Annotated in this window: 19 protein-coding genes; 9 read left to right on the top strand and 10 right to left on the bottom strand. The window is 63.8% G+C overall.

Annotation, left to right across the window (positions count from 1 at the left end; translation table 11 throughout):
- Positions 1 to 11 precede the first annotated feature (11 nt).
- Entirely contained in the window at positions 12 to 968 is a 957-nt protein-coding gene (locus O4H62_RS19520; protein ID WP_269390396.1) for an AraC family transcriptional regulator, read from the bottom strand.
- Positions 969 to 1,206: 238 nt separating this feature from the next.
- Here O4H62_RS19520 and O4H62_RS19525 point away from each other — a divergent pair, with 238 nt between their 5' ends.
- The 4 genes from O4H62_RS19525 to O4H62_RS19540 all read left to right on the top strand — a co-directional run bounded on the left by O4H62_RS19525 (position 1,207) and on the right by O4H62_RS19540 (position 3,938).
- Entirely contained in the window at positions 1,207 to 1,689 is a 483-nt protein-coding gene (locus tag O4H62_RS19525; protein WP_269390398.1) for a YHS domain-containing (seleno)protein, read from the top strand.
- Between the two features lie 63 nt (positions 1,690 to 1,752).
- Complete coding sequence (locus O4H62_RS19530; protein ID WP_269390399.1) at positions 1,753 to 2,466, top strand: glutathione S-transferase family protein; 714 nt, start codon at positions 1,753 to 1,755, stop codon at positions 2,464 to 2,466.
- A gap of 1 nt (position 2,467) precedes the next feature.
- Complete coding sequence (locus tag O4H62_RS19535; protein ID WP_269390400.1) at positions 2,468 to 3,001, top strand: GNAT family N-acetyltransferase; 534 nt, start codon at positions 2,468 to 2,470, stop codon at positions 2,999 to 3,001.
- 133 nt (positions 3,002 to 3,134) lie between these two features.
- A complete protein-coding gene (locus O4H62_RS19540; RefSeq protein WP_269390402.1) occupies positions 3,135 to 3,938 on the top strand; it encodes a helix-turn-helix transcriptional regulator in 804 nt (267 codons plus the stop codon).
- Between the two features lie 223 nt (positions 3,939 to 4,161).
- Here O4H62_RS19540 and O4H62_RS19545 read toward each other — a convergent pair whose 3' ends face one another.
- Entirely contained in the window at positions 4,162 to 4,647 is a 486-nt protein-coding gene (locus tag O4H62_RS19545; RefSeq protein WP_269390404.1) for a hypothetical protein, read from the bottom strand.
- A 102-nt stretch (positions 4,648 to 4,749) separates the two neighbouring features.
- On the opposite strand from O4H62_RS19545, the gene O4H62_RS19550 reads away from it, so the two are divergent.
- Together O4H62_RS19550 and O4H62_RS19555 are read left to right on the top strand one after the other, a co-directional pair.
- On the top strand, positions 4,750 to 7,014 hold the full coding sequence (locus O4H62_RS19550) for an autotransporter outer membrane beta-barrel domain-containing protein (RefSeq protein WP_269390405.1): 2,265 nt from the start codon (positions 4,750 to 4,752) through the stop codon (positions 7,012 to 7,014).
- Positions 7,015 to 7,112: 98 nt separating this feature from the next.
- Positions 7,113 to 7,778 carry a flavodoxin reductase gene (locus tag O4H62_RS19555; protein ID WP_269390407.1) on the top strand — a complete coding sequence of 222 codons (666 nt, stop codon included), beginning with the start codon at positions 7,113 to 7,115 and terminating at the stop codon, positions 7,776 to 7,778.
- 74 nt (positions 7,779 to 7,852) lie between these two features.
- Here the strand turns inward: O4H62_RS19555 and fabI are convergent, their stop codons facing one another.
- The 3 genes from fabI to fabA form a co-directional block, all read right to left on the bottom strand.
- Complete coding sequence (gene fabI, locus O4H62_RS19560) at positions 7,853 to 8,668, bottom strand: enoyl-ACP reductase FabI (protein ID WP_269390409.1); 816 nt, start codon at positions 8,666 to 8,668, stop codon at positions 7,853 to 7,855.
- Positions 8,669 to 8,673: 5 nt separating this feature from the next.
- Positions 8,674 to 9,897 (bottom strand): beta-ketoacyl-ACP synthase I, encoded by a 1,224-nt coding sequence (fabB, locus tag O4H62_RS19565; protein WP_269390410.1) that lies wholly within the window; start codon positions 9,895 to 9,897, stop codon positions 8,674 to 8,676.
- 69 nt (positions 9,898 to 9,966) lie between these two features.
- Positions 9,967 to 10,482, bottom strand: a complete 516-nt coding sequence (gene fabA, locus O4H62_RS19570; RefSeq protein ID WP_269390412.1) for a 3-hydroxyacyl-[acyl-carrier-protein] dehydratase FabA — start codon at positions 10,480 to 10,482, stop codon at positions 9,967 to 9,969.
- Between the two features lie 236 nt (positions 10,483 to 10,718).
- Between fabA and irrA the strand changes: the two genes are divergently transcribed.
- The gene (irrA, locus tag O4H62_RS19575) at positions 10,719 to 11,150 is read left to right on the top strand and encodes an iron response transcriptional regulator IrrA (RefSeq protein WP_269390903.1); all 432 of its coding nucleotides are present in this window, start codon (positions 10,719 to 10,721) and stop codon (positions 11,148 to 11,150) included.
- Between the two features lie 127 nt (positions 11,151 to 11,277).
- Here irrA and O4H62_RS19580 read toward each other — a convergent pair whose 3' ends face one another.
- Complete coding sequence (locus O4H62_RS19580; protein WP_269390415.1) at positions 11,278 to 13,293, bottom strand: bifunctional metallophosphatase/5'-nucleotidase; 2,016 nt, start codon at positions 13,291 to 13,293, stop codon at positions 11,278 to 11,280.
- A gap of 351 nt (positions 13,294 to 13,644) precedes the next feature.
- Between O4H62_RS19580 and ilvD the strand changes: the two genes are divergently transcribed.
- Positions 13,645 to 15,477: a dihydroxy-acid dehydratase gene (ilvD, locus tag O4H62_RS19585; protein WP_269390417.1), complete on the top strand. Its 1,833-nt coding sequence runs from the start codon at positions 13,645 to 13,647 to the stop codon at positions 15,475 to 15,477.
- A 143-nt stretch (positions 15,478 to 15,620) separates the two neighbouring features.
- Here the strand turns inward: ilvD and O4H62_RS19590 are convergent, their stop codons facing one another.
- On the bottom strand, positions 15,621 to 16,121 hold the full coding sequence (locus tag O4H62_RS19590) for an SH3 domain-containing protein (protein ID WP_269390904.1): 501 nt from the start codon (positions 16,119 to 16,121) through the stop codon (positions 15,621 to 15,623).
- A gap of 341 nt (positions 16,122 to 16,462) precedes the next feature.
- Here O4H62_RS19590 and O4H62_RS19595 point away from each other — a divergent pair, with 341 nt between their 5' ends.
- Positions 16,463 to 17,467 carry a 2-hydroxyacid dehydrogenase gene (locus tag O4H62_RS19595; protein WP_269390418.1) on the top strand — a complete coding sequence of 335 codons (1,005 nt, stop codon included), beginning with the start codon at positions 16,463 to 16,465 and terminating at the stop codon, positions 17,465 to 17,467.
- Positions 17,468 to 17,473: 6 nt separating this feature from the next.
- On the opposite strand, the gene O4H62_RS19600 is transcribed toward O4H62_RS19595, so the two are convergent.
- From O4H62_RS19600 to dnaN, 3 genes are all read right to left on the bottom strand, one after another.
- Positions 17,474 to 18,232 (bottom strand): molybdopterin-synthase adenylyltransferase MoeB, encoded by a 759-nt coding sequence (locus tag O4H62_RS19600; RefSeq protein ID WP_269390420.1) that lies wholly within the window; start codon positions 18,230 to 18,232, stop codon positions 17,474 to 17,476.
- A 44-nt stretch (positions 18,233 to 18,276) separates the two neighbouring features.
- Positions 18,277 to 19,440, bottom strand: coding sequence for a DNA replication/repair protein RecF (recF, locus tag O4H62_RS19605; protein WP_269390422.1), 1,164 nt, complete (start codon positions 19,438 to 19,440; stop codon positions 18,277 to 18,279).
- A gap of 63 nt (positions 19,441 to 19,503) precedes the next feature.
- Positions 19,504 to 20,622 carry a DNA polymerase III subunit beta gene (gene dnaN / locus O4H62_RS19610; RefSeq protein ID WP_269390424.1) on the bottom strand — a complete coding sequence of 373 codons (1,119 nt, stop codon included), beginning with the start codon at positions 20,620 to 20,622 and terminating at the stop codon, positions 19,504 to 19,506.
- Positions 20,623 to 20,729: the final 107 nt, after the last annotated feature.

Below are 20,729 nucleotides of genomic sequence, written 5' to 3' on the forward strand. Positions count from 1 at the left end.
CGGACGAAGGGTCAGGCGGCGCGTTGCCGTTCGGTGCAGGCGTGCCGGAAGGCCGCGGGTGAAAGCCCGATCTCCTTCTTGAAGACGCGGCTGAAGGCCGATTCCGAGGCGTAACCGGAGACTTCCGCCGCCTCCGCCACCGAGAAACCGCGCGTCGCCAGTGCCTCGCGGGCGATCTGCATGCGCCATGCGGTGACATAGGCCATCGGGGTCACGCCCAGCCTGGAGGCAAAGCGCTCGGCAAAACCGGTGCGCGACAGTGCGGCCTCGCGGGCGAGCTTCTCGACGCTCCAGTCGGACGCCGGCCGCCGGTGAAAGGCGGCCAGTGCCCGCGACAGGTGCGGATCGGCGAAACCCGCGACGCCGCTCTCGGTGCCGCTGGTCTGTTCGATATGCGCCCGGATCGCCTGCGCGAAGATCGCCTCCGACATCTTGAGAGCGATCAGGTCGCCGCCGAGCCGGGCGCCGCCGGCCTCGGCGCCGATCACCCGCAGCGTCGCCTCTAGCCAGGGGCCGGCTTCCTCGCCATAGCCGCGCAGGTGAATGAGCGGCGGCAGCCGGTCGAACAGCATGTGCCGCGATCCCTCCGCCAGCGCGAAATGGCCGCAGATCAACTGCGTGTCCTGGGGTCCGTCCTCGCCGCCCCATACAAGCGTGCCGTGTCCGGAGAAACCCGAACGCGCCAGCACGTCATCAAGCGGCAGCGCCTCCTCCGGTCCGGTGTGCCGGCAGGACAGCACATGCGCCGCCCCGTGCGGTATGATCACCAGGTCCCCCTGGGCCAGGACGACCGGATGGGTTTGCCCCTCGACCCGCACGACCGCCTCGCCGCGGTGGGCGAAGTGGAAGCGCGCCACGTCGCGGTGGGCCGGAACGCGCACGCCCCATGGTTCGGTGAAGCTCGTCCGGAAATAGAGCGTACCGCGAAGGGACAGGCGGGTGAGGATATCGCTGAGCAGGTCCAACATGAGGCCAGATTACAGGATTATTCGTCTTCGTACAGATCTTCGGACGATCGAGCGTAAAAACGGGACTTTCTGACATTAAAAAACGGCAGGATCTGGGGCTCTATGGAGCGGCGTCGACGCTGCTCGTGAGGTTCCCCTTTCCCCGCCGCAGATGACAACGCCCCCGATCCGCGAGGATCGGGGTTGTTCCACCCAACCACACCAACCGATACCCCCGTTACACAGAAGAGGAATGACCATGACCCGCAAACTCACTTTCGCTGTCGCCGCGCTCAGCGCCTTTTGCGCCTTCGGTTCGGCCATGGCCGCCGACGAATTCAACGTCGCTCCGGGACTCACCTATGGCGGCGCGCCGCTCGGCCTGCATGGCGCCGATCCGGTAGCCTTGCTCGATGGCGGCAAGCACCTCGAGGGCAACGCGTCCTATGCTGCCGCCCACGATGGCGTCGCCTTCTATTTTTCCTCCGAGGAGAACCTGAAGAAGTTTGAGGCCAACCCGGCCCGCTATGCGCCCCAGCACGGCGGTTTCTGCGCCTTCGGCGTGTCCGTCGGTAAGAAGTTCGACGGCGATCCGCGCTACGCCGCAGTCGTCGAAGACAAGCTCTACGTCTTCCTCAACAAGGACGTCTACGAGGCGTTCCTGAAGGACAAGGCCGGCACCATTTCCAAGGCCGACGCGAACTGGAAGACCATCGAACACACCGCAGCAGTCGAGCTGTAATCTGCGGCGTGAGCGCCGGGCCGGTGTTCGCCGCGCCGGCCCGGCCAATCTCGGGAGAAATCCATGACCAATTCACTCACACTCGTGAGCCACGCGCTGTGCCCCTATGTCCAGCGCATAGCCATAGCGCTTGCCGAAAAGCAGGTGGCCCACGACCGCATCACCGTCGATCTCGCCAACAAGCCCGACTGGTTTCTGGCCATCTCGCCGCTGGGACGCACGCCGGTGCTGAAGGTTGGCGAGGCGGCCCTGTTCGAATCCGGTGCCATTCTGGAGTTCCTGGAGGACACCCAGGCGCATCCGCTACACCCCGAAGATCCGGTCGAGCGCGCCCGCCACCGCGCCTGGATCGGCTTCGGGGCCGAGATCCTGGCCGATATCGCGGCCTTCTATACCGCACACGGCCCCGAAGCGCTTGATGCCCGGGCAACCGTGCTGCGTAACCGGTTCCGCCGTGTCGATGCACAACTGGGTGAGGGCCCCTGGTTTGCAGGCAAGCAATTCAGCCTGGTTGACGCCGTTTACGCTCCGGTCTTCCGCTATTTCGACACGGTCGAGCAGATTGCCGATTTCGGCTTCTTCGCCGGCCTGGACAAGCTCGTTGCCTGGCGCGCCGAACTCGCCCGCAGGCCGTCGGTGCGCGCTGCGGTCGGCGCCGACTATGACGCCCGGTTGTTCGACTTCCTGCGCAATCGCGGCACCGCGCTGTCCCGGATGATGCATGCCGACAGGCAGGACGCAGTCCGCGAAGCCCGTTCCCAAGTCGGTACCAACTGACATGGAGCCGGCACCGGATCCGGACATCCGCTTCGGGCGTCTTGCGGACCTGGCGCCGGAAGTGCTGGTCGCGCACATGTCCGATCCGCGCATGCGCGACCACATGCCCTTGCTGACATCTGCATGGGATCTCGAGGTCGCCCAGAGCTTTGTTGCCGCCAAGGAAGCCTGCTGGCGTCGCGATGGACTGGGCCACTGGGCGATCTTTGACGGCGATCGTTATGTCGGCTGGGGTGGCTTTCAGAAGGAGGGGGAAGAATGGGACTTTGGCCTGGTGCTGAAGCCGCAATCTTTCGGCCTGGGTGCGCGCATCGCCCGCCAGGCACTGGCCTTTGCACGAGCCGACGAGCGGATTCCCTTCGTGACCTTCCTGCTGCCGCCTTCGCGCCGTAATCTCGGAGCGCTGGCCCGGTTGGGCGCCCGTCTTGCCGGCGAGATCGATCACGATGGCGCGCGGTTCAGGAAATTCGTTCTCGAAACCCCATCACATCCCGCAATCCCTGGGATGAATGACTCAGGGGCTTGTCTTGTTTGACCGGTGACCTGTTGCCCTGAAGCGAGGATACTGTTGACGGTGCCGGACATGCGTCGTGCAAAACCCTGGTATTTCCCGGTGTGAGGCACGATCGGGATTGTGCAGCGCGCGGTGTTTGAACTACCTAGTTTGCATGCTTTCCGACCTGCCAAATGCGGACGAAATTTACGCTCTCTGGGATGACCTGGCAGATTTTGATGCCGGCGACATCTGGGCGTCCCGCTCGTTCCTGCTCAGAACACTCTGCGATTTGATCGACGCCCAGAATGCGGACTGGATCGGGTGTGTCCGGCTCGGATCGAGCCAAAGCCGAGACCCGATGAAAGGCTGGCGTCCGCTCACAAGTTTCACTTTGGTTCCTGGCAGGAATACCAGCGAGGCGATCGATGAGGCCTTCGCCGAAATGGAGAAGGGCGAACCGGATATCACCACCACGCGCAATGTCGAGCTGGCGGGCAGGTTCCGGGTTTTGCTGTTGAACGAGCTGGCGACGCCGGAATGGTTCGAGGGGCCGTCCTACCAGCGTTACTATCGGGCGCTTGACCGCAAGGACTCGATCTGGGCCGGCATTCCGATCAATCAGGATGCGGAAATCCAGATCGGGTTTCATCGCAGCTTCAGCAAGCCGGATTTCTCAGTGCAGGAGCTGAGATTTGTCTCACATGCGTTGCGCGGGCTGCGCTGGTTCTTCCGGCACCAGATGCTTGGAGAAGGTGCAGGGGTTGCCTCGTCTCCGCTGACCGCGACCGAGCAAGCGGTTCTTCAGGGCCTCCTGCTTGGTCTGTCCGAGAAGCAGATCGCTGCGCAGAACACCCAGAGCCCGCACACCACCCATGACCATGTGAAGCGGATCTTTCGCAAATACGGGGTGTCCAGCCGCTCCAGCCTGATGGCTCTTTGGCTCGGCAAGGAATTGAAAACAAACAATAACCCCTAAACAGGGGATACTCTCTCCGCTTTTCAAGCGCCATAAGGCAGCAAATGACTCAATTTGCGCCGCGACAGAGCCGCGCCGGCTGCCTTCGTGCGGAACCGGCGGCTTGCCCGTGGCAACGCGCCGAGGGGAAACCATGGTCACACGAAACACAACGACTGGCGCGGTTTGCGCAACGGCGGGCCGGGCACGACCGGGCACATTACGCAGTTTCAGGTCTGCTCTGCTACTCAGCACCGCGCTTGCCGTTTCGGTCTGCATGAGTGCAGGAGCCGCTCAGGCCGGTGGTGGCAGGGGTGGCGATGGCGGACTGGGCACAGCCAGCATTTTCGGCAATCCGGGGAGTGGCGGTGGCGGTGGTGAAGCGGGAAGCGGCGGAGCCAATGGAAACATCGGCTCCAATACCGCGGGCAATGGCGGTGGTGGTGGAGGCGGTGCCGGTGGCTTCGCAGGTGGAGCCGGTGCCACGGGTGGTACTGGAGGTGTCGGCGGTGATGGCGGCATGGGGGGCGCGCACGGAGCAGTAATCCCCATCCCGGTAATGATTATAGGGGCCAGAACGGGGGCGGACGGCGGTAATGGGGCTGTTGGTGGCAACCACGGCAGCACTCACGGGGGCGGCGGCGGTGGCGGCGGCGGCGAAGGTGGTCATGGCGTCGCGGTGACTGCTGCTGTGACTGTCACCAATAGCTCCGTCATCACAGGCGGCCACGGCGGTCAAGGTGGCCTGGGCGGTGTAGGGTTTGGCAGCGTTCGCGCATCCAGTGGCTATGGCGGCACGGGTGGGGCCGGTCTGTCCACATCGGTGTCTGGCGTGACCGTGATCAATAACAATGACATTACGGGCGGCGACGGCGGCTCGGGAAGGGGGGATGCCGCAGGAGGCGTCGGCGTCACCGGCTCAGGCCTGATCATCATCAACAGCGGCACGATTTCCGGCGGGCTCTCCAGCAGCACAAGCACCCGCGCCAATGCAATCGTATTCACCTCCGGCACCAACACGCTGGAACTTCGAAACGGATCGACGATCACCGGCAATGTGGTTGCAGGTGGCAGCAGCGACACGCTTGTCTTTGGAGGCGATACCACCCCGGGCGCGAGCTTCGATGCGGGCCAAATCGGCACCAAATACACCGGCTTCGAACGCCTGTCGAAGACGGGTACCTCCACCTGGACCCTGACAGGCACGAGCACGTTTACCGGCGGCACGACGGTTGAGGCCGGTACATTGCGGGCTGGCTCGGCGGGCGCATTCGCCGCGAATACGGCCTATACGGTCAATGGCGGCACTCTTGATCTCAACGGTCATGCTCTCACAATGTCGGCGCTTTCCGGCACCGGCGGAACTGTTGCACTGGGCAATGCCGGGCTCACGGTGAACCAGTCGGGCACCACCAGCTATGGCGGCGTGATCAGCGGTACGGGCTCGCTGACCAAATCGGGTGCTGGCACTCTGACGTTGACCGGGGCGAACACTCATAGCGGGGGCACGACGGTTTCGGCTGGCAGGCTGGTGGTCAATGGCAGCGTTGGTGCCGTGACCCTGAATGGCGGCAGTCTGGGCGGTTCCGGCACGATCGGCGGTTTCACCGCCAACTCCGGCAGCACCATCGCGCCGGGCAATTCCATCGGTACGCTGAATGTGACTGGCAATACCAGCTTCGCCGCCGGCTCCGCCTATGCCGTGGAGGTCGACAAGGACGGCAATTCGGACCGGATCGCCGCCACCGGCTCGGTGACCATCGACAATGGCGCAACAGTCAGCGTCTCGGCGGAAAACGGCATAGATGATGGCTCCACCTATGCCCCGTCCACCACCTACACAATCATAACCGCGGGCACCGGTGTCACCGGCACCTTCGGCTCGGTCAGCGAGAATTTTGCTTTTCTCGATGCTGCTCTCGGTTACACCGCCAGCGCTGTGACCCTGACGCTGACCCGCAATGCATCAAACTTTGCATCCGTCGGCCGCACGGCAAACCAGCGCGCGGTGGCCAGTGGCGTGGCCAGCCTGACCGCCGGCAATGCGGTCTATGACGCCGTTGTCGGGCTCAGCGCCGATGGCGCCAGAACAGCTTTCGACAGTTTGTCGGGAGAAATTTACCCGTCCACCGCCGGCCGGTTTGTCCAGGACAGCCATTTTGCCCGCAACGCTGCCAGCAACCGCATTCGCAGCGCCTTCGAGGGACTGGACGCCGGCGCCATGCCGATGACCTCGCTTGGCGGCTCCGGCGACGCACTCAATGTCAGCGGCGGCGTGGCCGTTTGGGGGCAGGCCTATGGCAGCTGGGGCAACAGCCGGGGCAACGGCAATGCCGCCGCTATCGGACACCGCACCGGAGGCCTTTTCGTCGGCGCTGATGTCGAACTTTTCGACGCTTGGCGCGGCGGGCTGATGGCCGGCTATGGCAACGCCGGCTTCAATGTCGGGCCCCGGTCATCTTCAAGCAAGGCCGACAGCTACACGTTCGGCGCCTATGCAGGCGGTCAGGTCGGCGCGCTCGGCGTGCGGCTGGGCGCCAGCTATGCCCTGCACGATGTCGCAACCAGCCGCAATGTGGCTGTCGGCGCGCTGAGCAACGCATTGAGCGCGGACTACAGGGCCTCCACCACCCAGGTCTTCGGCGAGGCAGGCTATTCATTCCACACGCCGCTTGCCCGGTTCGAGCCCTTCGCCGGCTTCGCCCTTGTCCATCAGCACAGCGGCGCCTTTACCGAGAGCGGCGGCGCCGCAGCGCTCTCGATGGCAGCGGCATCGCAGACCCTCGGCTTCACTACCCTCGGCCTGCGCGCCGAACGGCAGCTGGCGGTCGGAGAGGGCTACACCGCCACAGTCAGCGGCTCACTCGGCTGGTCCCATGTGATTGGCGATCCAGACCCGGCCTCGACCATGCGCTTTGCCGGCGGAAACGCCTTCCGCATCTCCGGCACGCCGATCGATCGTGACACTGCGCAGATCCAGGCCGGGTTGAAGTTGCGCTTTGCCAATGATGCAAACCTCGATGTGGATTATCTCGGCGAGCTCGGAGCCCGGACGGAAAGCCATGCGGTTGCCGCCCGGTTTTCGAAAGCGTTCTGAGCCGGGCTTCGGTTGCCCGGCTGCTATTCCGCTTGCTCCCGGAACAATCCGCCTTGCTCATGCATTGCCCCTGCAACACCAACGCAGGAGCACACTCCATGGGCCACACGCTAGCCGTTACCAGGATCGAGGAAGTCACCCACAATGTCCGCCAACTGACCTTCGAAAAGCCCGAGGGCTTTGCGTTTACGCCGGGGCAGGCTGCGGAGGTTGCCATCGACAAGGATGGCTGGCGTGACGCGGACAACCCCTTCACCTTCACCGCGCTTCCTGAATGGGACGAACTGCAGTTTACCATCAAGATCTATCCCGAGCACAACGGGCTGACCGAACAGATCGGCAATATGAGTGTCGGCGACAGGTTCATCGTCGGCGATCCGTGGGGCACGATCGAGTACAAGGGCAGGGGCACCTTCATCGCCGGCGGCGCCGGTGTCACCCCGTTCATCGCCATCCTGCGCATGCTCCGGGAGCGAGGCGAGCTCTCCGGCCACCGCCTGATTTTCGCCAACAAGCGCGAAGACGATATCATCCTGCGCGACGAGTTCGAGGCGATGCCCGGTCTGGAAACGATCCATGTGCTCAGTGAAGAGGACAAGAACGGTTTCGAGTACGGCCATGTTGACAAGGCGATGCTCGAACGGTTGATTGGCAATACCTCGCAGCACTTCTATGTCTGCGGACCTGACCCGATGATCGAAAGCGTCAACGACGCCCTCAAGCAACTCGGCGCTGATCCGGACGCGCTGGTGTTCGAAGAGTAGTCAGACGGCCTGTGCATGAAAAAGCCCCGGATTTTCCTATCCGGGGCCTCTGGTTTCCGGCTGGCGGGGACGCCTCAGGCCTGTTCCGTATCGGTCCGCTTCAGCTCCTCGACGATCGGCATCGAGGTGATGTTGAAACCCGAATCCACGTAGTGGATCTCGCCGGTTACACCCGACGACAGGTCCGACAGCAGGTAGAGCGCCGACTTGCCGACATCGGTGATGTCGACGGTGCGTCTGAGCGGTGCGTTCTTCTTCTGGTAGTTGAACATCGCCCGCGCGTCACCGATGCCTGCGCCCGCGAGCGTCCGCACAGGGCCTGCCGAGATGGCGTTGACGCGGATGCCATCCTGGCCGTAATCGGCGGCGAGATAGCGCACCATGGCTTCAAGCGCGGCCTTGGCGACGCCCATCACGTTGTAGTTCGGCATCACCCGCATCGAGCCGCCATAGGTCAGCGTCAGGATCGAACCGCCCTCGCTCATCAGCGGTGCCGCGCGCTGCGCAACTTCCGTGAACGAGTAGGCCGAAATCACCATGGTGCGGGAGAAATTCTCGCGCGTGGTCACGTCTGCATAGCGGCCCTTGAGTTCCGACTTGTCGGAAAAGCCGATGGCGTGCACGACAAAATCGATCGTGCCCCATTCGGCCTTGAGCGTCTCGAACACCGCATCGACGGTCGCCACGTCCTCGACGTCGCACTGCAAGAGCAGTTTCGAACCGACGCTTTCGGCCAGCGGCCTGACCCGCTTTTCGAAGGCTTCGGCCTGGTAGGTGAATGCCAACTCGGCGCCGGCTGCCGCCAGTTGCTGGGCGATGCCCCAGGCGATCGAGTGGTTGTTGAGCACGCCCATAATCAGGCCGCGCTTGCCCTTCATGATCCCGTCCATGCCCATCACCCGTTGTGACGCTGGAAGACGAGCGTCGCGTTTGTGCCGCCAAAGCCGAACGAGTTCGACAGCACCGTGTCGATCTTCGCGTTGTCGATGCGCGAACGCACGATCGGCACGCCGTCGAATTCCGGGTCGAGTTCGGTGATGTGGGCGCTTTCGCCGATAAAGTTCTCCTTCATCATCAAAAGCGAGTAGATTGCCTCCTGCACGCCGGTGGCGCCGAGCGAGTGCCCGGTCAGCGACTTGGTCGACTGCACATGCGGCATGTCGGTGCCAAAGACTTCGCGGATCGCGCCGATTTCCTTGGAATCGCCCACCGGCGTCGAGGTGCCGTGGGTGTTGATGTAGTCGACCCGGCCCTTCACCGTCGAAAGCGCCTGGCGCATGCAGCGGATGGCGCCTTCGCCGGAGGGGGCCACCATGTCGTAGCCATCCGACGTCGCGCCGTAGCCGGTCAGTTCGGCATAGATCTTGGCACCCCGGGCCTTGGCGTGCTCGAGTTCCTCGAGCACCAGTACGCCGGCGCCGCCGGCAATAACGAAGCCGTCGCGGCTGACGTCATAGGCGCGGCTGGCCGTGGAGGGGGAGGTCTCGTTGTATTTCGAACTCATCGCGCCCATGGCGTCGAACAGGTTCGACATGGTCCAGTCCAGGTCCTCGTGGCCGCCGGCGAACATCATGTCCTGCTTGCCCCACTGGATCAGTTCCGCCGCATTGCCGATGCAATGCGCCGAGGTCGAGCAGGCCGACGAGATCGAGTAGTTCACGCCGTGGATCTTGAACCAGGTCGCAAGCGTCGCCGATGCCGTCGATGACATCGCCTTGGGCACCGCGAACGGGCCGATGCGCTTCGGGCTGCCGTTCTTGCGGGTGATGTCGGCGGCGTCGATCAGCGTCCGTGTCGACGGTCCGCCCGAACCCATGACAATCCCGGTGCGTTCGTTGCTTATGTCGCCCTCTTCAAGGCCGGCATCCTCGATCGCCTGTTTCATGGCGACATGGTTCCAGGCGCCGCCGCGCGACAGGAAGCGCATGGCGCGGCGGTCGACCATGTCGGTCGGGTCCAGCGTCGGTGCGCCCCATACCTGGCTGCGGAAGCCATGTTCGGCGAAGTCCTCGCTGAAGCTGATGCCTGATTTGGCGTTGCGGAGCGACTCGGTCACCTCGCTAGCGGTGTTGCCGATAGAGGATACGATCCCCATGCCCGTGACGACGACTCGTCTCATGTCCTGCCCTTTCATGGTGAGGGTCCTGAATTTTCCCGGCGCCTCTTTCGCACGCCTTCAGCGGGGGTGTCAGGCGGTTTTGTCCTTAGCAAGGCCGACCTTCAGATCGGTGGCGTTGTAGATCGTCTCGCCATCGGCCTTGAGCCATCCATCGGCGATGCCGAGCACCAGCCGTCCGCGCATCACCCGCTTGAAATCGATGCCGTATTCGAGCTTCTTGACCGAAGGCGTCACCATGCCCTTGAACTTCACTTCGCCGGTCGACAGCGCCATGCCGCGGCCCTGTTCGCCGAGCCAGCCAAGATAGAAGCCGGTCAGCTGCCACATGCCGTCAAGGCCAAGGCAGCCGGGCATCACCGGGTTGCCCTTGAAATGGCAGGGGAAGAACCAGAGGTCTGGCGTGATGTCGAATTCGGCGCGCAGGTAGCCCTTGTCGAAGGCGCCACCGGTTTCCGAAATATCGGTGATACGGTGTACCATCAGCATCGGCGGCAACGGCAGTTGTGCATTTCCAGGGCCGAATAGTTCGCCTTCCGCACATGTCAGGATCTCTTCGTATGTGTAGCTCGATTGCCTGTCGACCATGAAAAAAGCGTCTCCTCGTTCGCCGTCTTTCCGCGCGGCTTGAATTTGTCATGTGCAAACTAGCACAGGCCCGCACCTGGGTGAAACCAGCGCGCACGGCATCCCCGAATACCGGATGAGGCCTTCAAGTGAAAGAGGGAGGGGCGGCGGAAAGTGGATTTCGCCGGTCTATTGAAAGCAATGCCCACAAAAGATATATGAAACACATGAAATCCATCGATCGGACGCCGTTGAACATGCCAGGTGCGCACGGATCAAAATCAGCCGACCGCGATTCGGCCTTGCGGCTGCGCGGGGCAGGGCTTCGCCCGACACGTCAGCGCGTCGCTCTGGCGGATCTGCTGTTTGCCAAGGGCGACCGGCATCTCACCGCCGAGGAACTGCACGAAGAGGCCGTCGGCGTCGGCGTACCCTGCTCGCTGGCGACCGTCTACAACACGCTGCACCAGTTCACAGAAGCAGGCCTTCTCAGGGTGTTGTCGCTGGAAACCGCCAAGACCTATTTCGACACGAATGTCTCCGATCACCATCATTTCGTGGTGGAAGGCTCCAACAGCGTGCTCGATATCCCGGTCGGCAACATTTCGGTGACCGATCTGCCCGATGCGCCCGAAGGCATGGAAATCACCCATGTCGACGTGGTCATCCGCGTCCGTCCCAGGCGCTGACATCCCGACGCAGAGACCGTGCGGCATCCTCCTTGTGAGACGTTAAGCTGTGCACGTCACGGCAAGATCGCTCCAGGGATCAGGGTCTCATGGGCCGACCGGATCCGGCCGGCCCATGATAGACTTGTCAGGCGTTGGCGGTCTGCAGCCGTCCGTCCAGCACTGCGCCGGTTTTTGCCGAAATCACACCGGCATCGCGAATGAAGGCAATGATCTCGTTGCGGTAGACAAGTCCGGTGTGCAGATAGTTCAGCTTGCGCAGATCCATGCTCGGGATATCGCCGGCAACGCCGCCACCGATCGGCTTGCCGTTCCAGGATTCGCCGAAACCGCCGAGCGAGATGTAGGTGTTGAAGGCGATGGTGAAGCTCTTGTCCATCTGCTCCGCCAGCGGCCGGCCGTTCACTTCCACATCGACAGCGCGCGCTTCGGCCGCCGAGGTGCCGTATTCGATACGATAGCGGATGGCCTTGGAGAAATGCAGGAAGCCGCGTGACACGAAGCTTTCGAGCTTGATTTCGCCGCCCGCCAGCTCTTCCGGACGCAGGATGCGCTTGGCGTTGTTGTCGAGCATCTCCTGGATCTCGGTCCCGGTCATGGTCGCGACATGGACATTGTCGGCATAGGGCATGACGTCGAACCACTGCTTGAAGGTCAACGGCCCCTCGCTGACGCCGGCGGAAAGCCCGGTGGCGTTGAACATGGCGATGTCGATCTTGCCATTGGCGAAGGTCGACGACCGCTCGACCAGCGCATCGTTCATGAAATTGGCGATGGCGCATTCGCGGATGTAGCGATCGGCGATCGTGCGTTCGGTCGATACCAGTTCGTCCTGCTCGACGCTGCCGATGACTTCCGTGAGCTTCTCGTCAAGCGCTGCGAGCAGTGGTGCGATGTGCTCGGCTTCGAACTCCGCGTCGAAATCGCCGTCATGCTCGAGGCCCGCGTATTTCGGATCGTCGGCGGCAACCCGGTCATCGCGGGTTTTCACCGGATGCAGGCCGACCGAGGAGAACCAGGCCTTGCGGCCGTTGTCGGCCGCGATCGACATTGCGATCTCGCCGAGATGAGAGCCGTTGGCTTCGGCCTGGGTCAGAAGTACGCCATCGATCACGTTGTCAGGGTCGATGCCTTCGGCATTGAGGCGGGTGTGCGAATGGCCGCCGATCAGCACGATCGGCTTGTCGGTCAGCGGCCCGGCCGCCGCGGCGATGTCGAAGTCGCCTTCACCAATCATCCGGTTGGTTGCGGCCTTGCCGCTCATGTGGTTGCCCGAGCCGTAGCCGCAATGCGACAGGATAACGACGACATCGGAGACGGAGGCCACCGCCGGAAGCACGTTGCGGATCGCCTCGACCGGGCTGGAGACCGTCAGGTCCGGATCCGAAGGCTGGCCGACACGGGTGTCGACCGCTGTCGTCAGGCCGATGAAGCCGATGCGCATCCCCTTCACTTCGGCAATCGCCGCGCAGGCGTAGTCTTCGTTCATCGACATGAACTTCGAACCCCGGACATTGGCGGAAAGCACGGGGAACTTCGCGTCGGCCTTGAGGCCGGCCTTCAGGATCTCGCAGCCGCGATCGAACTCATGATTGCCGAGTACCGCGATGTCGACGCCTGCCGCCGAATAGCTCCGATAGGCCGGGTCCGCGACAAAGCCTTCAGGCGACCAGCCAAGCAGTTCGTCGAACACCGAGCCGGTATGGTCGTCGCCACCCGAGAGGAACAGCACGGCTTCGTTGTCCTTGGCCGCGGCCTTGGCTTCGCGAACCTTCTTGACCATCTGCGACAGCCGGTGCGTGTCGCCCTTCTTGCCATGGGTGTCGGTGATGTGATTGTGAAGATCATTGAAATGCATCAGCCGCAACACCCGGCGCTCGCCCGGTTCCAGCGACGATTGCGGCACCGGATTGCCTTCCGCCGTGATGATCGTGCTGATCGGTCCGGAGAAAGGGTCTCCCTTCAGCAGGAACAGCCGTTCGAAAGCGCCATTCGGATTGGGTGTGGCGGGCACCATCTGCAGCTCTCCCTCTGCGGCGGCGCCGGCGCGAAAAGTCAGAAAAGGCGAAACCGCCGTCAAGCCGACGACGGCGCCTGATTTCAAGAGATTGCGACGAGAAAATTGAATTGTTGTACCAGCCATAATGACCTCCTGCACGTTCACAGAGGAAACATATCCCCGCGGCAGCCATTGCCATGTCATTGTGAACCGCGAATGACACCGGGACCGGAGTAAAACCACACCTGCCCGGCGTCCGGGCTTCGCCGGATCGACGCCCGGCCCGCGCTGGCAGCCCGTGCCGCGCCGCACCGGTTTCGGTGAGGGAAGGGGAAGCCCTTCAGGGAAAACCCGATCTTGGTGTGATGGCTTTGCTGCAATCATCGTTCCGACCGCTCTGGAAATGCCGCCGATAACCGATTACTAGGGTGTCGACGTATCCGTGCGCGCCCTGCCGTGTGCGAGACTTTGTTTCGGGAGCCAAGAGGAAAACACATGCCGCCCTATCGTTCGAGAACATCCACCCATGGCCGCAACATGGCAGGCGCCCGCGGGCTCTGGCGGGCAACCGGCATGGCGGACGGCGATTTCGGCAAGCCGATCATCGCCGTGGTCAACTCTTTTACCCAGTTCGTGCCCGGCCATGTTCACCTCAAGGATCTGGGTCAGCTGGTGGCCGGCGAAATCGAAAAGGCCGGCGGCGTCGCCAAGGAATTCAACACCATTGCCGTCGATGACGGCATCGCCATGGGCCATGACGGCATGCTCTATTCGCTGCCCTCTCGCGAACTGATCGCCGATTCCGTCGAATACATGGTCAACGCCCATTGCGCCGACGCCATGGTCTGCATTTCCAACTGTGACAAGATCACGCCCGGCATGCTGATGGCGGCGATGCGGCTCAACATCCCGGTGATCTTCGTCTCCGGCGGTCCGATGGAAGCCGGCAAGGTCATCCTCGAGGACGGCACCGAGAAGGCGCTCGATCTGGTCGACGCCATGGTCGCCGCCGCCGATGACAACATCAGCGATTCCGACGTCGCCGCTATCGAACGCTCGGCCTGCCCGACCTGCGGCTCCTGCTCGGGCATGTTTACAGCCAACTCGATGAACTGTCTCGCCGAGGCCATGGGGCTGGCGCTGCCCGGCAACGGCTCGACGCTCGCCACCCATGCCGACCGCGAGCGGCTGTTCCGGGAGGCCGGCCGCACAATCGTCTCTCTCGCCAAGCAGTACTATGACGGCGACGACGCCAGCGTCCTGCCGCGCTCGATCGCATCCTTCGCGGCCTTCGAGAACGCCATGACGCTCGACATCGCCATGGGCGGTTCCACCAACACGGTGCTGCATCTGCTGGCCATCGCCCATGAGGGCGAGGTCGATTTCACCATGGCCGATATCGACCGGCTGTCGCGCAAGGTTCCCGTGCTGTGCAAGGTCGCGCCTGCCAAGAGCGATGTGCACATGGAAGACGTCCATCGTGCCGGCGGCATCATGGCGATCCTGGGCGAACTCGACCGCGCCGGACTGCTCGATGTCTCGGTCGGCACCATCCATGAAAAGACCATGGCTGACGCGCTCAGGAAATGGGACGTGGTCCAGTCCAACGATCCGGAAGTGCATGATTTCTATCGCGCTGCACCTGGCGGTGTTCCTACCCAGACCGCCTTCTCGCAGTCCCGCCGCTACACCAACGTCGATCTCGACCGCACCGGCGGCGTGATCCGCAATGCCGAGCATGCGTTTTCGCAGGATGGCGGCCTCGCCGTGCTGTTCGGCAATCTCGCCGAGGACGGCTGCATCGTCAAAACCGCCGGCGTCGATGACTCGATCCTGAAGTTCTCGGGCCCCGCGCGGATCTTCGAAAGCCAGGATGATGCCGTCTCGGACATCCTGACCGGCAAGGTCAAGCCCGGCGACGTGGTGCTGATCCGCTACGAGGGGCCGCGCGGCGGACCCGGCATGCAGGAAATGCTCTACCCGACGAGCTATCTGAAATCCAAGGGGCTGGGCAAGGCCTGCGCACTGGTCACCGACGGTCGCTTCTCGGGGGGGTCCTCCGGCCTGTCGATCGGCCACGTCTCGCCGGAAGCCGCCGAAGGCGGCACCATCGGCCTGGTCGAAACCGGCGACATGATCGAGATCGACATCCCCGGCCGCAGCATTCACCTGGCCGTCGACGAGGCGACGCTTGCCGAACGCCGTGCGAAGCGCGAGGCGGAAGGCTGGCAGCCGTCAAAGCCGCGCAAGCGGGCCGTCTCCACCGCGCTCAAGGCCTATGCGTCAATGGCCAGCAGCGCCGCAAAGGGCGCCGTGCGCATTCTCTGAGGCGAACGTGGATCGACCGCCGCATGCGCCTTGCGCGAGCGGCGGGATGGATTTCGAAATCGAGTGTGATTTGCATTCAGGCGTGGGCAACTGCGCCTGAATCGCGTTCCGCCCGGGTTTCCGGGGAAACCGGTGCGGCAATCCTACTTGAAGGCCTCGCCCGGATAGGCGCCCCAGATCTCGCTCTGCTGCACCCACCCGCTGGTTCCGTCGGCCTGGGCTTCGCACCAGTCGCCGTCGCAGGCCTTGACTGATACGACCACGCCGGGCTCCAGCCGCGCGACGATATCGGCATTGCTGCGCGCCTCGCGATGCATGTTGATGAAATCGTCCGTCGCATCACCCTTCTTCCAGGGTGCGGTCATCGCCGTGCGTTCGCCCGAAAGCAGCGACTGGTAGACCCAGCCCTCGGTGCCTTCGGCATCGCGCACCCGGCGCCAGTTGTCATATTCCTGGATCACCTCCATCGGCACGCCGGACTTGGTGTAGAGCCAGGCCACCGCATAATCCTGGCCCGGGCCAACACGCAGGTTGACGCGCTTGGCCTTGAGGCTGACGAACCGGGGCAGGGGCAATCCGCTCGGGCCTTTGGCCGCGGCCTGTGCCCGGGCGGCAAAGCCCGAATCCGGACCTGTGCCGAGCATCGGGCTGAGGGTCAGGCCGGTCAGGGCCAGGCCGGTTGCGGCAAAAAGGGAAAGGCGACGCATGACTCACACCTTTTGGGTTGGGGCGCCAGGCAACGCGGCGCCGCTCTGTTCCTGTTTCAAGCCCGTGTTTCCCGGCTCTCTGGCCGGACGCTGTGCGACCGGCGGCATCAGGCGCGGCGAGTGCCGACGAATACCGGGAGCGGGCTTGCAGCGCTTTTTAAACAGCAATACCGGCGCTTTGGATTGTCATCGCCGGAGGGTCTGATAGAAAAAGCGTTACGCATACGTCACTGTCGCCGAGTTTGGTTAAAAAGCTCTCAACGCCGGACCTGTATAAGATGCCGAACAAGAAAAAACCGAAGGTCTACATCACCCGCCGTCTGCCCGACGCAGTCGAAACCCGTATGCGCGAGCTTTTCGATGCCGAGCTCAACATCAACGACGAACCGCGCACCCAGCCAGACCTGGTCGCCGCCATGCGCTCGGCCGATGTCCTGGTCCCCACCGTGACCGACAAGATCGATTCGGCGCTGATCGAGCAGGCAGGCCCGCAGATGAAGTTGATCGCCAATTTCGGCAATGGCGTCGACAACATCGATGTCGAGGCCGCGCAGAAAAAGGGCATCACCGTCACCAACACCCCCAACGTGCTCTCCGACGATACCGCCGACATGACCATGGCGCTGATGCTTGCCGTGCCGCGGCGGCTGACCGAGGGCGCCAATGTGATCGTCGGTTCCGGCGGCGCCTGGAAAGGCTGGTCGCCGACCTGGATGCTCGGTCACCGCATCGGCGGCAAGCGGCTCGGCATCATCGGCATGGGCCGCATCGGAACCGCGGTGGCCCGCCGCGCCAAGGCCTTCGGCCTGTCGATCCACTACCACAACCGCCGCCGCGTCGATCCCGCCACCGAAGACCAGCTCGAGGCCACCTATTGGGACAGCCTCGACCAGATGCTGGCGCGCGTCGACATCGTCTCGGTCAACTGCCCCTCGACCCCCGCCACCTTCCATCTCCTGTCGGCGCGCCGGCTGGAGCTGATGAAACCCGGCGCTTACATAGTCAACACCGCCCGCGGCGGCATCATAGACGAGGACGCGCTGATCAAGGCGCTGCGCGACGGCCGCCTGTCCGGTGCCGGCCTCGATGTCTTCGAGCATGAGCCCGCCGTCGACAAGCGGCTGGTCAAGCTTGCCACGGAGGGCAAGGTGGTGCTGTTGCCGCACATGGGATCGGCCACAATCGAGGGCCGCATCGACATGGGCGACAAGGTGATCATCAACATCCGCACCTTCTTCGACGGCCACCGTCCACCCGATCGCGTGCTGCCGATCAGGAACTGAAGAAGGTCAGCCCTTCCGCCCGTAGCGGATGGTCTGGAAGCTCGCTGCCAGCCCGTCATAGAGCAACAGCCGGCCGATCAGCGGTTCTCCGGCGCCGGTGATCAGCTTGATCACTTCCATCGCTTGCAGCGTGCCGATCACCCCCGTCAGCGCGCCGACAACGCCGGCTTCAGCGCAGGAGGGCACCAGCCCCGCCGGCGGCGCTTCGGGAAACAGGTCGCGGTAACCTGGGCAGAGTGTGCCGTCCGCTTTGGTCTCATATGGGGTCAGCACCGTGACCGAGCCGTCGAAGCGCCCGACGGCGGCGGTGATGAGCGGGATCTTCAGCGCCTCGCAGGTGTCGGCCAGCAGGTAGCGCGTTTCGAAATTGTCCGACCCGTCCACCACCATGTCGTAGCCGGTCAGCACATCGACCGCGTTGTCCGGGGTGAGCCGCAATTCGTGGGTTACCACCCTTGTGTGCGGGTTGAGCCGCTTGAGCGCCCGCTGGGCGCTCTCGGTCTTGGCCATGCCGACATTTGCCGTGTCGTGCAGGATCTGCCGTTGCAGGTTGGACAGCGAGACGGTGTCGTCGTCGATCACCCCCAAGAGCCCGATGCCGGCCGCAGCCAGATAGCTCAGCACCGGCGAGCCCAGCCCGCCCGCGCCGATCACCAGCACCCGCGCCGCCTTCAGCCGCTGCTGGCCGGCCCCGCCGATCTCGGCAAGCACGATGTGCCGGGCGTAGCGCGCGACTTCGTCGGGATTGAGGTGTGAGCTATCCATCGGCAGTCTCCGGACGCGAGAGGGCGCCAGCTTATGTTCACGGTTCAACCGGCGGAACCATTCCCGTGCGGCGTCAGCTGTCCGCCTGCCACCGAGAAGATCTGTCCGCGCGGCCCCAGGCTTGCAAACATCGAAACGTCGGTTCCGGTCATGAAGGCCTGGCACTCGAGCGCTTCGATCAGGTCAAACAATGCCGCCCGGCGGCCTTCGTCAAGATGGGCGGCGATCTCGTCGAGCAGCAGGATCGGCGCATGACCGGTCATCGCCCGCACCAGTTGCGCGTGCCCCAGCACCAGCCCGATCAGAAGCGCCTTCTGCTCTCCGGTCGAGGACAGCGCCGCGGGCATTCCCTTGGCCCGGTGATGCACGATCAGGTCCGAGCGGTGCGGTCCCGACAGCGTCCGTCCGGCGGCCGCGTCGCGCCGCCGCCCGGTCTCGAGCATGTTGGCAAAGGCGGCCTCCATGTCGCTCGCCGATGCCAGCGCCTCGTCTTCGAGAAAACCTTCGAGCCGGACGGTGGCTGCGGGAAACACGCTGTGCTCCGCATTGCTTTCGATCAGGTCCGACAGCAGGCTCACCACTTCATTGCGCGCCATCGCCATGGCCACACCGAGTTCCGCCATCTGGGCTTCCAGCCCGTCAAGCCAGGTCGGGTCGGTCCGGCCTTCGGACAACAGCCGGTTGCGGCTGCGCATGGCGCGTTCGTAGTTCAGCGCCCGGCCGCCATGCGCCGGATCCACCGACAGCACCAGCCGGTCCAGAAACCGCCGCCGGTCCCCCGCCGATCCGGTGAACAGCCCGTCCATTGCCGGTGTCAGCCACAACAGCCTGAGATGGTCCAGAAGCTCGTCGGTGGTGCGCGCCGGAGCGCCGTTGATCCGCACCCGGCGCGATCCGCTCTCCTCGCCGCCGTCCACCCCGGTGCCGATGTCGACGGGGCCGGCCATGCCTTCAAGCCTGGCGAAGACGCTGAAACCGGTGGCCGGTTCCGCATCTGCGCCCGGTCCGGTCCTGATCAGGTCGCCATAGGGAGCCCGCCGCATGCCCCGGCCGGGCGTCAGCAGCGAAACCGCTTCCATCAGATTGGTCTTGCCCGCGCCATTGTCGCCGGTCAGCACCACATGGCGCTCATCGAGATCGAGCGACAGGCTCGCATAATTGCGAAACCCGGTAAGCTTGAGTTTTTCGATGTGCACCCTGGCGGCCATGCAATTCCCCGCTCAGCCGCAGTGCGGCCGGCAGCCCGTTTCGGTGCGTAAGGACAAGCGCCCCTACACCCGCATCGGCATCAGCACGTAGAGTGCGTCATCGCCGGCTGTGTCGCGCACCAGCGTCGGCGAACCGGGGTCGGCCAGCATGAACACCGCGTCAGATCCGGACAACTGGTTGGTGATGTCGAGCAGATACTTGGCGTTGAAGCCGATCTCCAGCGGATCGCGGTCATAACCCACGGCCAGCTCCTCGGTGGCGCTGCCTGAATCCGGATTGTTCACCGTCAGCGTCAGCTGCCCGTCGGCGATCGCCAGCTTGACCGCGCGGCCGCGCTCGGACGAGATCGTCGACACCCGGTCGACCGCCTGGGCGAAGGTCTGGCAATCGACGGTCAGTTCCTTGTCGTTGCCGGTTGGGATCACTCGCTGGTAATCCGGGAATGTGCCGTCTATCAGCTTCGAGGTCAGCACCACGGAGCCGATGGTGAAACGGATCTTGGCGTCCGACAGCTCTACGGTCACGGTGACATCCGGATTGTCGACCAGCTTCTGCAATTCGCCGACGGTCTTGCGCGGAATGATGATGCCCGGCATGCCCTCGGATCCCGAAGGCGCGTCGACGTCGGCGCGCGCCAGTCGGTGGCCGTCGGTGGCGACCGCGCGCAGCTTCAGCGCACCGTCGCTCTCGATCGAATGCATGAAGATGCCGTTGAGATAATACCGCGTCTCCTCGGTCGAGATCGCGAACTGGGTCCGGTCGATCAGCATCTTCAGCTGTGTCGCGGGCAGGCGGAAGGTGTGGCTGAAGGCACCGGCGGTCAGGTCCGGGAAATCCGATTCCGGCAGGCACTGCAGCGAGAATTTCGAGCGGCCGGAGGCAACCGTCATCGTCGCCCCGTCGGCATCGGTCGACAGCAGCACTTCAGACCCGTCGGACAGCTTGCGCACGATGTCATAGAGCAGGTGCGCAGGCACCGTGGTCGAGCCGGCCTGTTCGACCATGGCGGCCGTCGCCTCGGTGATTTCGAGATCCAGGTCGGTTGCCTTCATGTCCAGCGTTGCGCCCTCTGCCTTCAGCAGCACATTCGACAGGATCGGAATGGTGTTGCGGCGCTCGACCACGCGATGCACGTGGTTCAGCGACTTGAGGAGATTGGAACGCTCGAGGGTGACACGCATGATTTGACTACCGCTTGGCTGGGGGCCCGCGCGTGGCTGCGCAGGCCTTTCAAATTCTGTCTTGTCCGGCTTTTGTCCGGTCTGGGCCATAGACTGGCGCTGGCTGC

Origin of the sequence: Parahoeflea alexandrii, assembly GCF_027214025.1 — a bacterium.
GTDB classification, from domain to species: domain Bacteria; phylum Pseudomonadota; class Alphaproteobacteria; order Rhizobiales; family Rhizobiaceae; genus Hoeflea; species Hoeflea alexandrii_A.

Excerpts from the sequence above, each read along its gene's own strand:
- O4H62_RS19520 (WP_269390396.1), bottom strand. The coding sequence starts at position 968 with ATGTTGGACCTGCTCAGCGATATCCTCACCCGCCTGTCCCTTCGCGGT.
- O4H62_RS19525 (WP_269390398.1), top strand. The coding sequence starts at position 1,207 with ATGACCCGCAAACTCACTTTCGCTGTCGCCGCGCTCAGCGCCTTTTGC.
- O4H62_RS19530 (WP_269390399.1), top strand. The coding sequence starts at position 1,753 with ATGACCAATTCACTCACACTCGTGAGCCACGCGCTGTGCCCCTATGTC.
- O4H62_RS19535 (WP_269390400.1), top strand. The coding sequence starts at position 2,468 with ATGGAGCCGGCACCGGATCCGGACATCCGCTTCGGGCGTCTTGCGGAC.
- O4H62_RS19540 (WP_269390402.1), top strand. The coding sequence starts at position 3,135 with ATGCTTTCCGACCTGCCAAATGCGGACGAAATTTACGCTCTCTGGGAT.
- O4H62_RS19555 (WP_269390407.1), top strand. The coding sequence starts at position 7,113 with ATGGGCCACACGCTAGCCGTTACCAGGATCGAGGAAGTCACCCACAAT.
- fabI (WP_269390409.1), bottom strand. The coding sequence starts at position 8,668 with ATGGACGGGATCATGAAGGGCAAGCGCGGCCTGATTATGGGCGTGCTC.
- fabB (WP_269390410.1), bottom strand. The coding sequence starts at position 9,897 with ATGAGACGAGTCGTCGTCACGGGCATGGGGATCGTATCCTCTATCGGC.
- fabA (WP_269390412.1), bottom strand. The coding sequence starts at position 10,482 with ATGGTCGACAGGCAATCGAGCTACACATACGAAGAGATCCTGACATGT.
- irrA (WP_269390903.1), top strand. The coding sequence starts at position 10,719 with ATGCCAGGTGCGCACGGATCAAAATCAGCCGACCGCGATTCGGCCTTG.
- O4H62_RS19580 (WP_269390415.1), bottom strand. The coding sequence starts at position 13,293 with ATGGCTGGTACAACAATTCAATTTTCTCGTCGCAATCTCTTGAAATCA.
- ilvD (WP_269390417.1), top strand. The coding sequence starts at position 13,645 with ATGCCGCCCTATCGTTCGAGAACATCCACCCATGGCCGCAACATGGCA.
- O4H62_RS19590 (WP_269390904.1), bottom strand. The coding sequence starts at position 16,121 with ATGCTCGGCACAGGTCCGGATTCGGGCTTTGCCGCCCGGGCACAGGCC.
- O4H62_RS19595 (WP_269390418.1), top strand. The coding sequence starts at position 16,463 with ATGCCGAACAAGAAAAAACCGAAGGTCTACATCACCCGCCGTCTGCCC.
- O4H62_RS19600 (WP_269390420.1), bottom strand. The coding sequence starts at position 18,232 with ATGGATAGCTCACACCTCAATCCCGACGAAGTCGCGCGCTACGCCCGG.
- recF (WP_269390422.1), bottom strand. The coding sequence starts at position 19,440 with ATGGCCGCCAGGGTGCACATCGAAAAACTCAAGCTTACCGGGTTTCGC.
- dnaN (WP_269390424.1), bottom strand. The coding sequence starts at position 20,622 with ATGCGTGTCACCCTCGAGCGTTCCAATCTCCTCAAGTCGCTGAACCAC.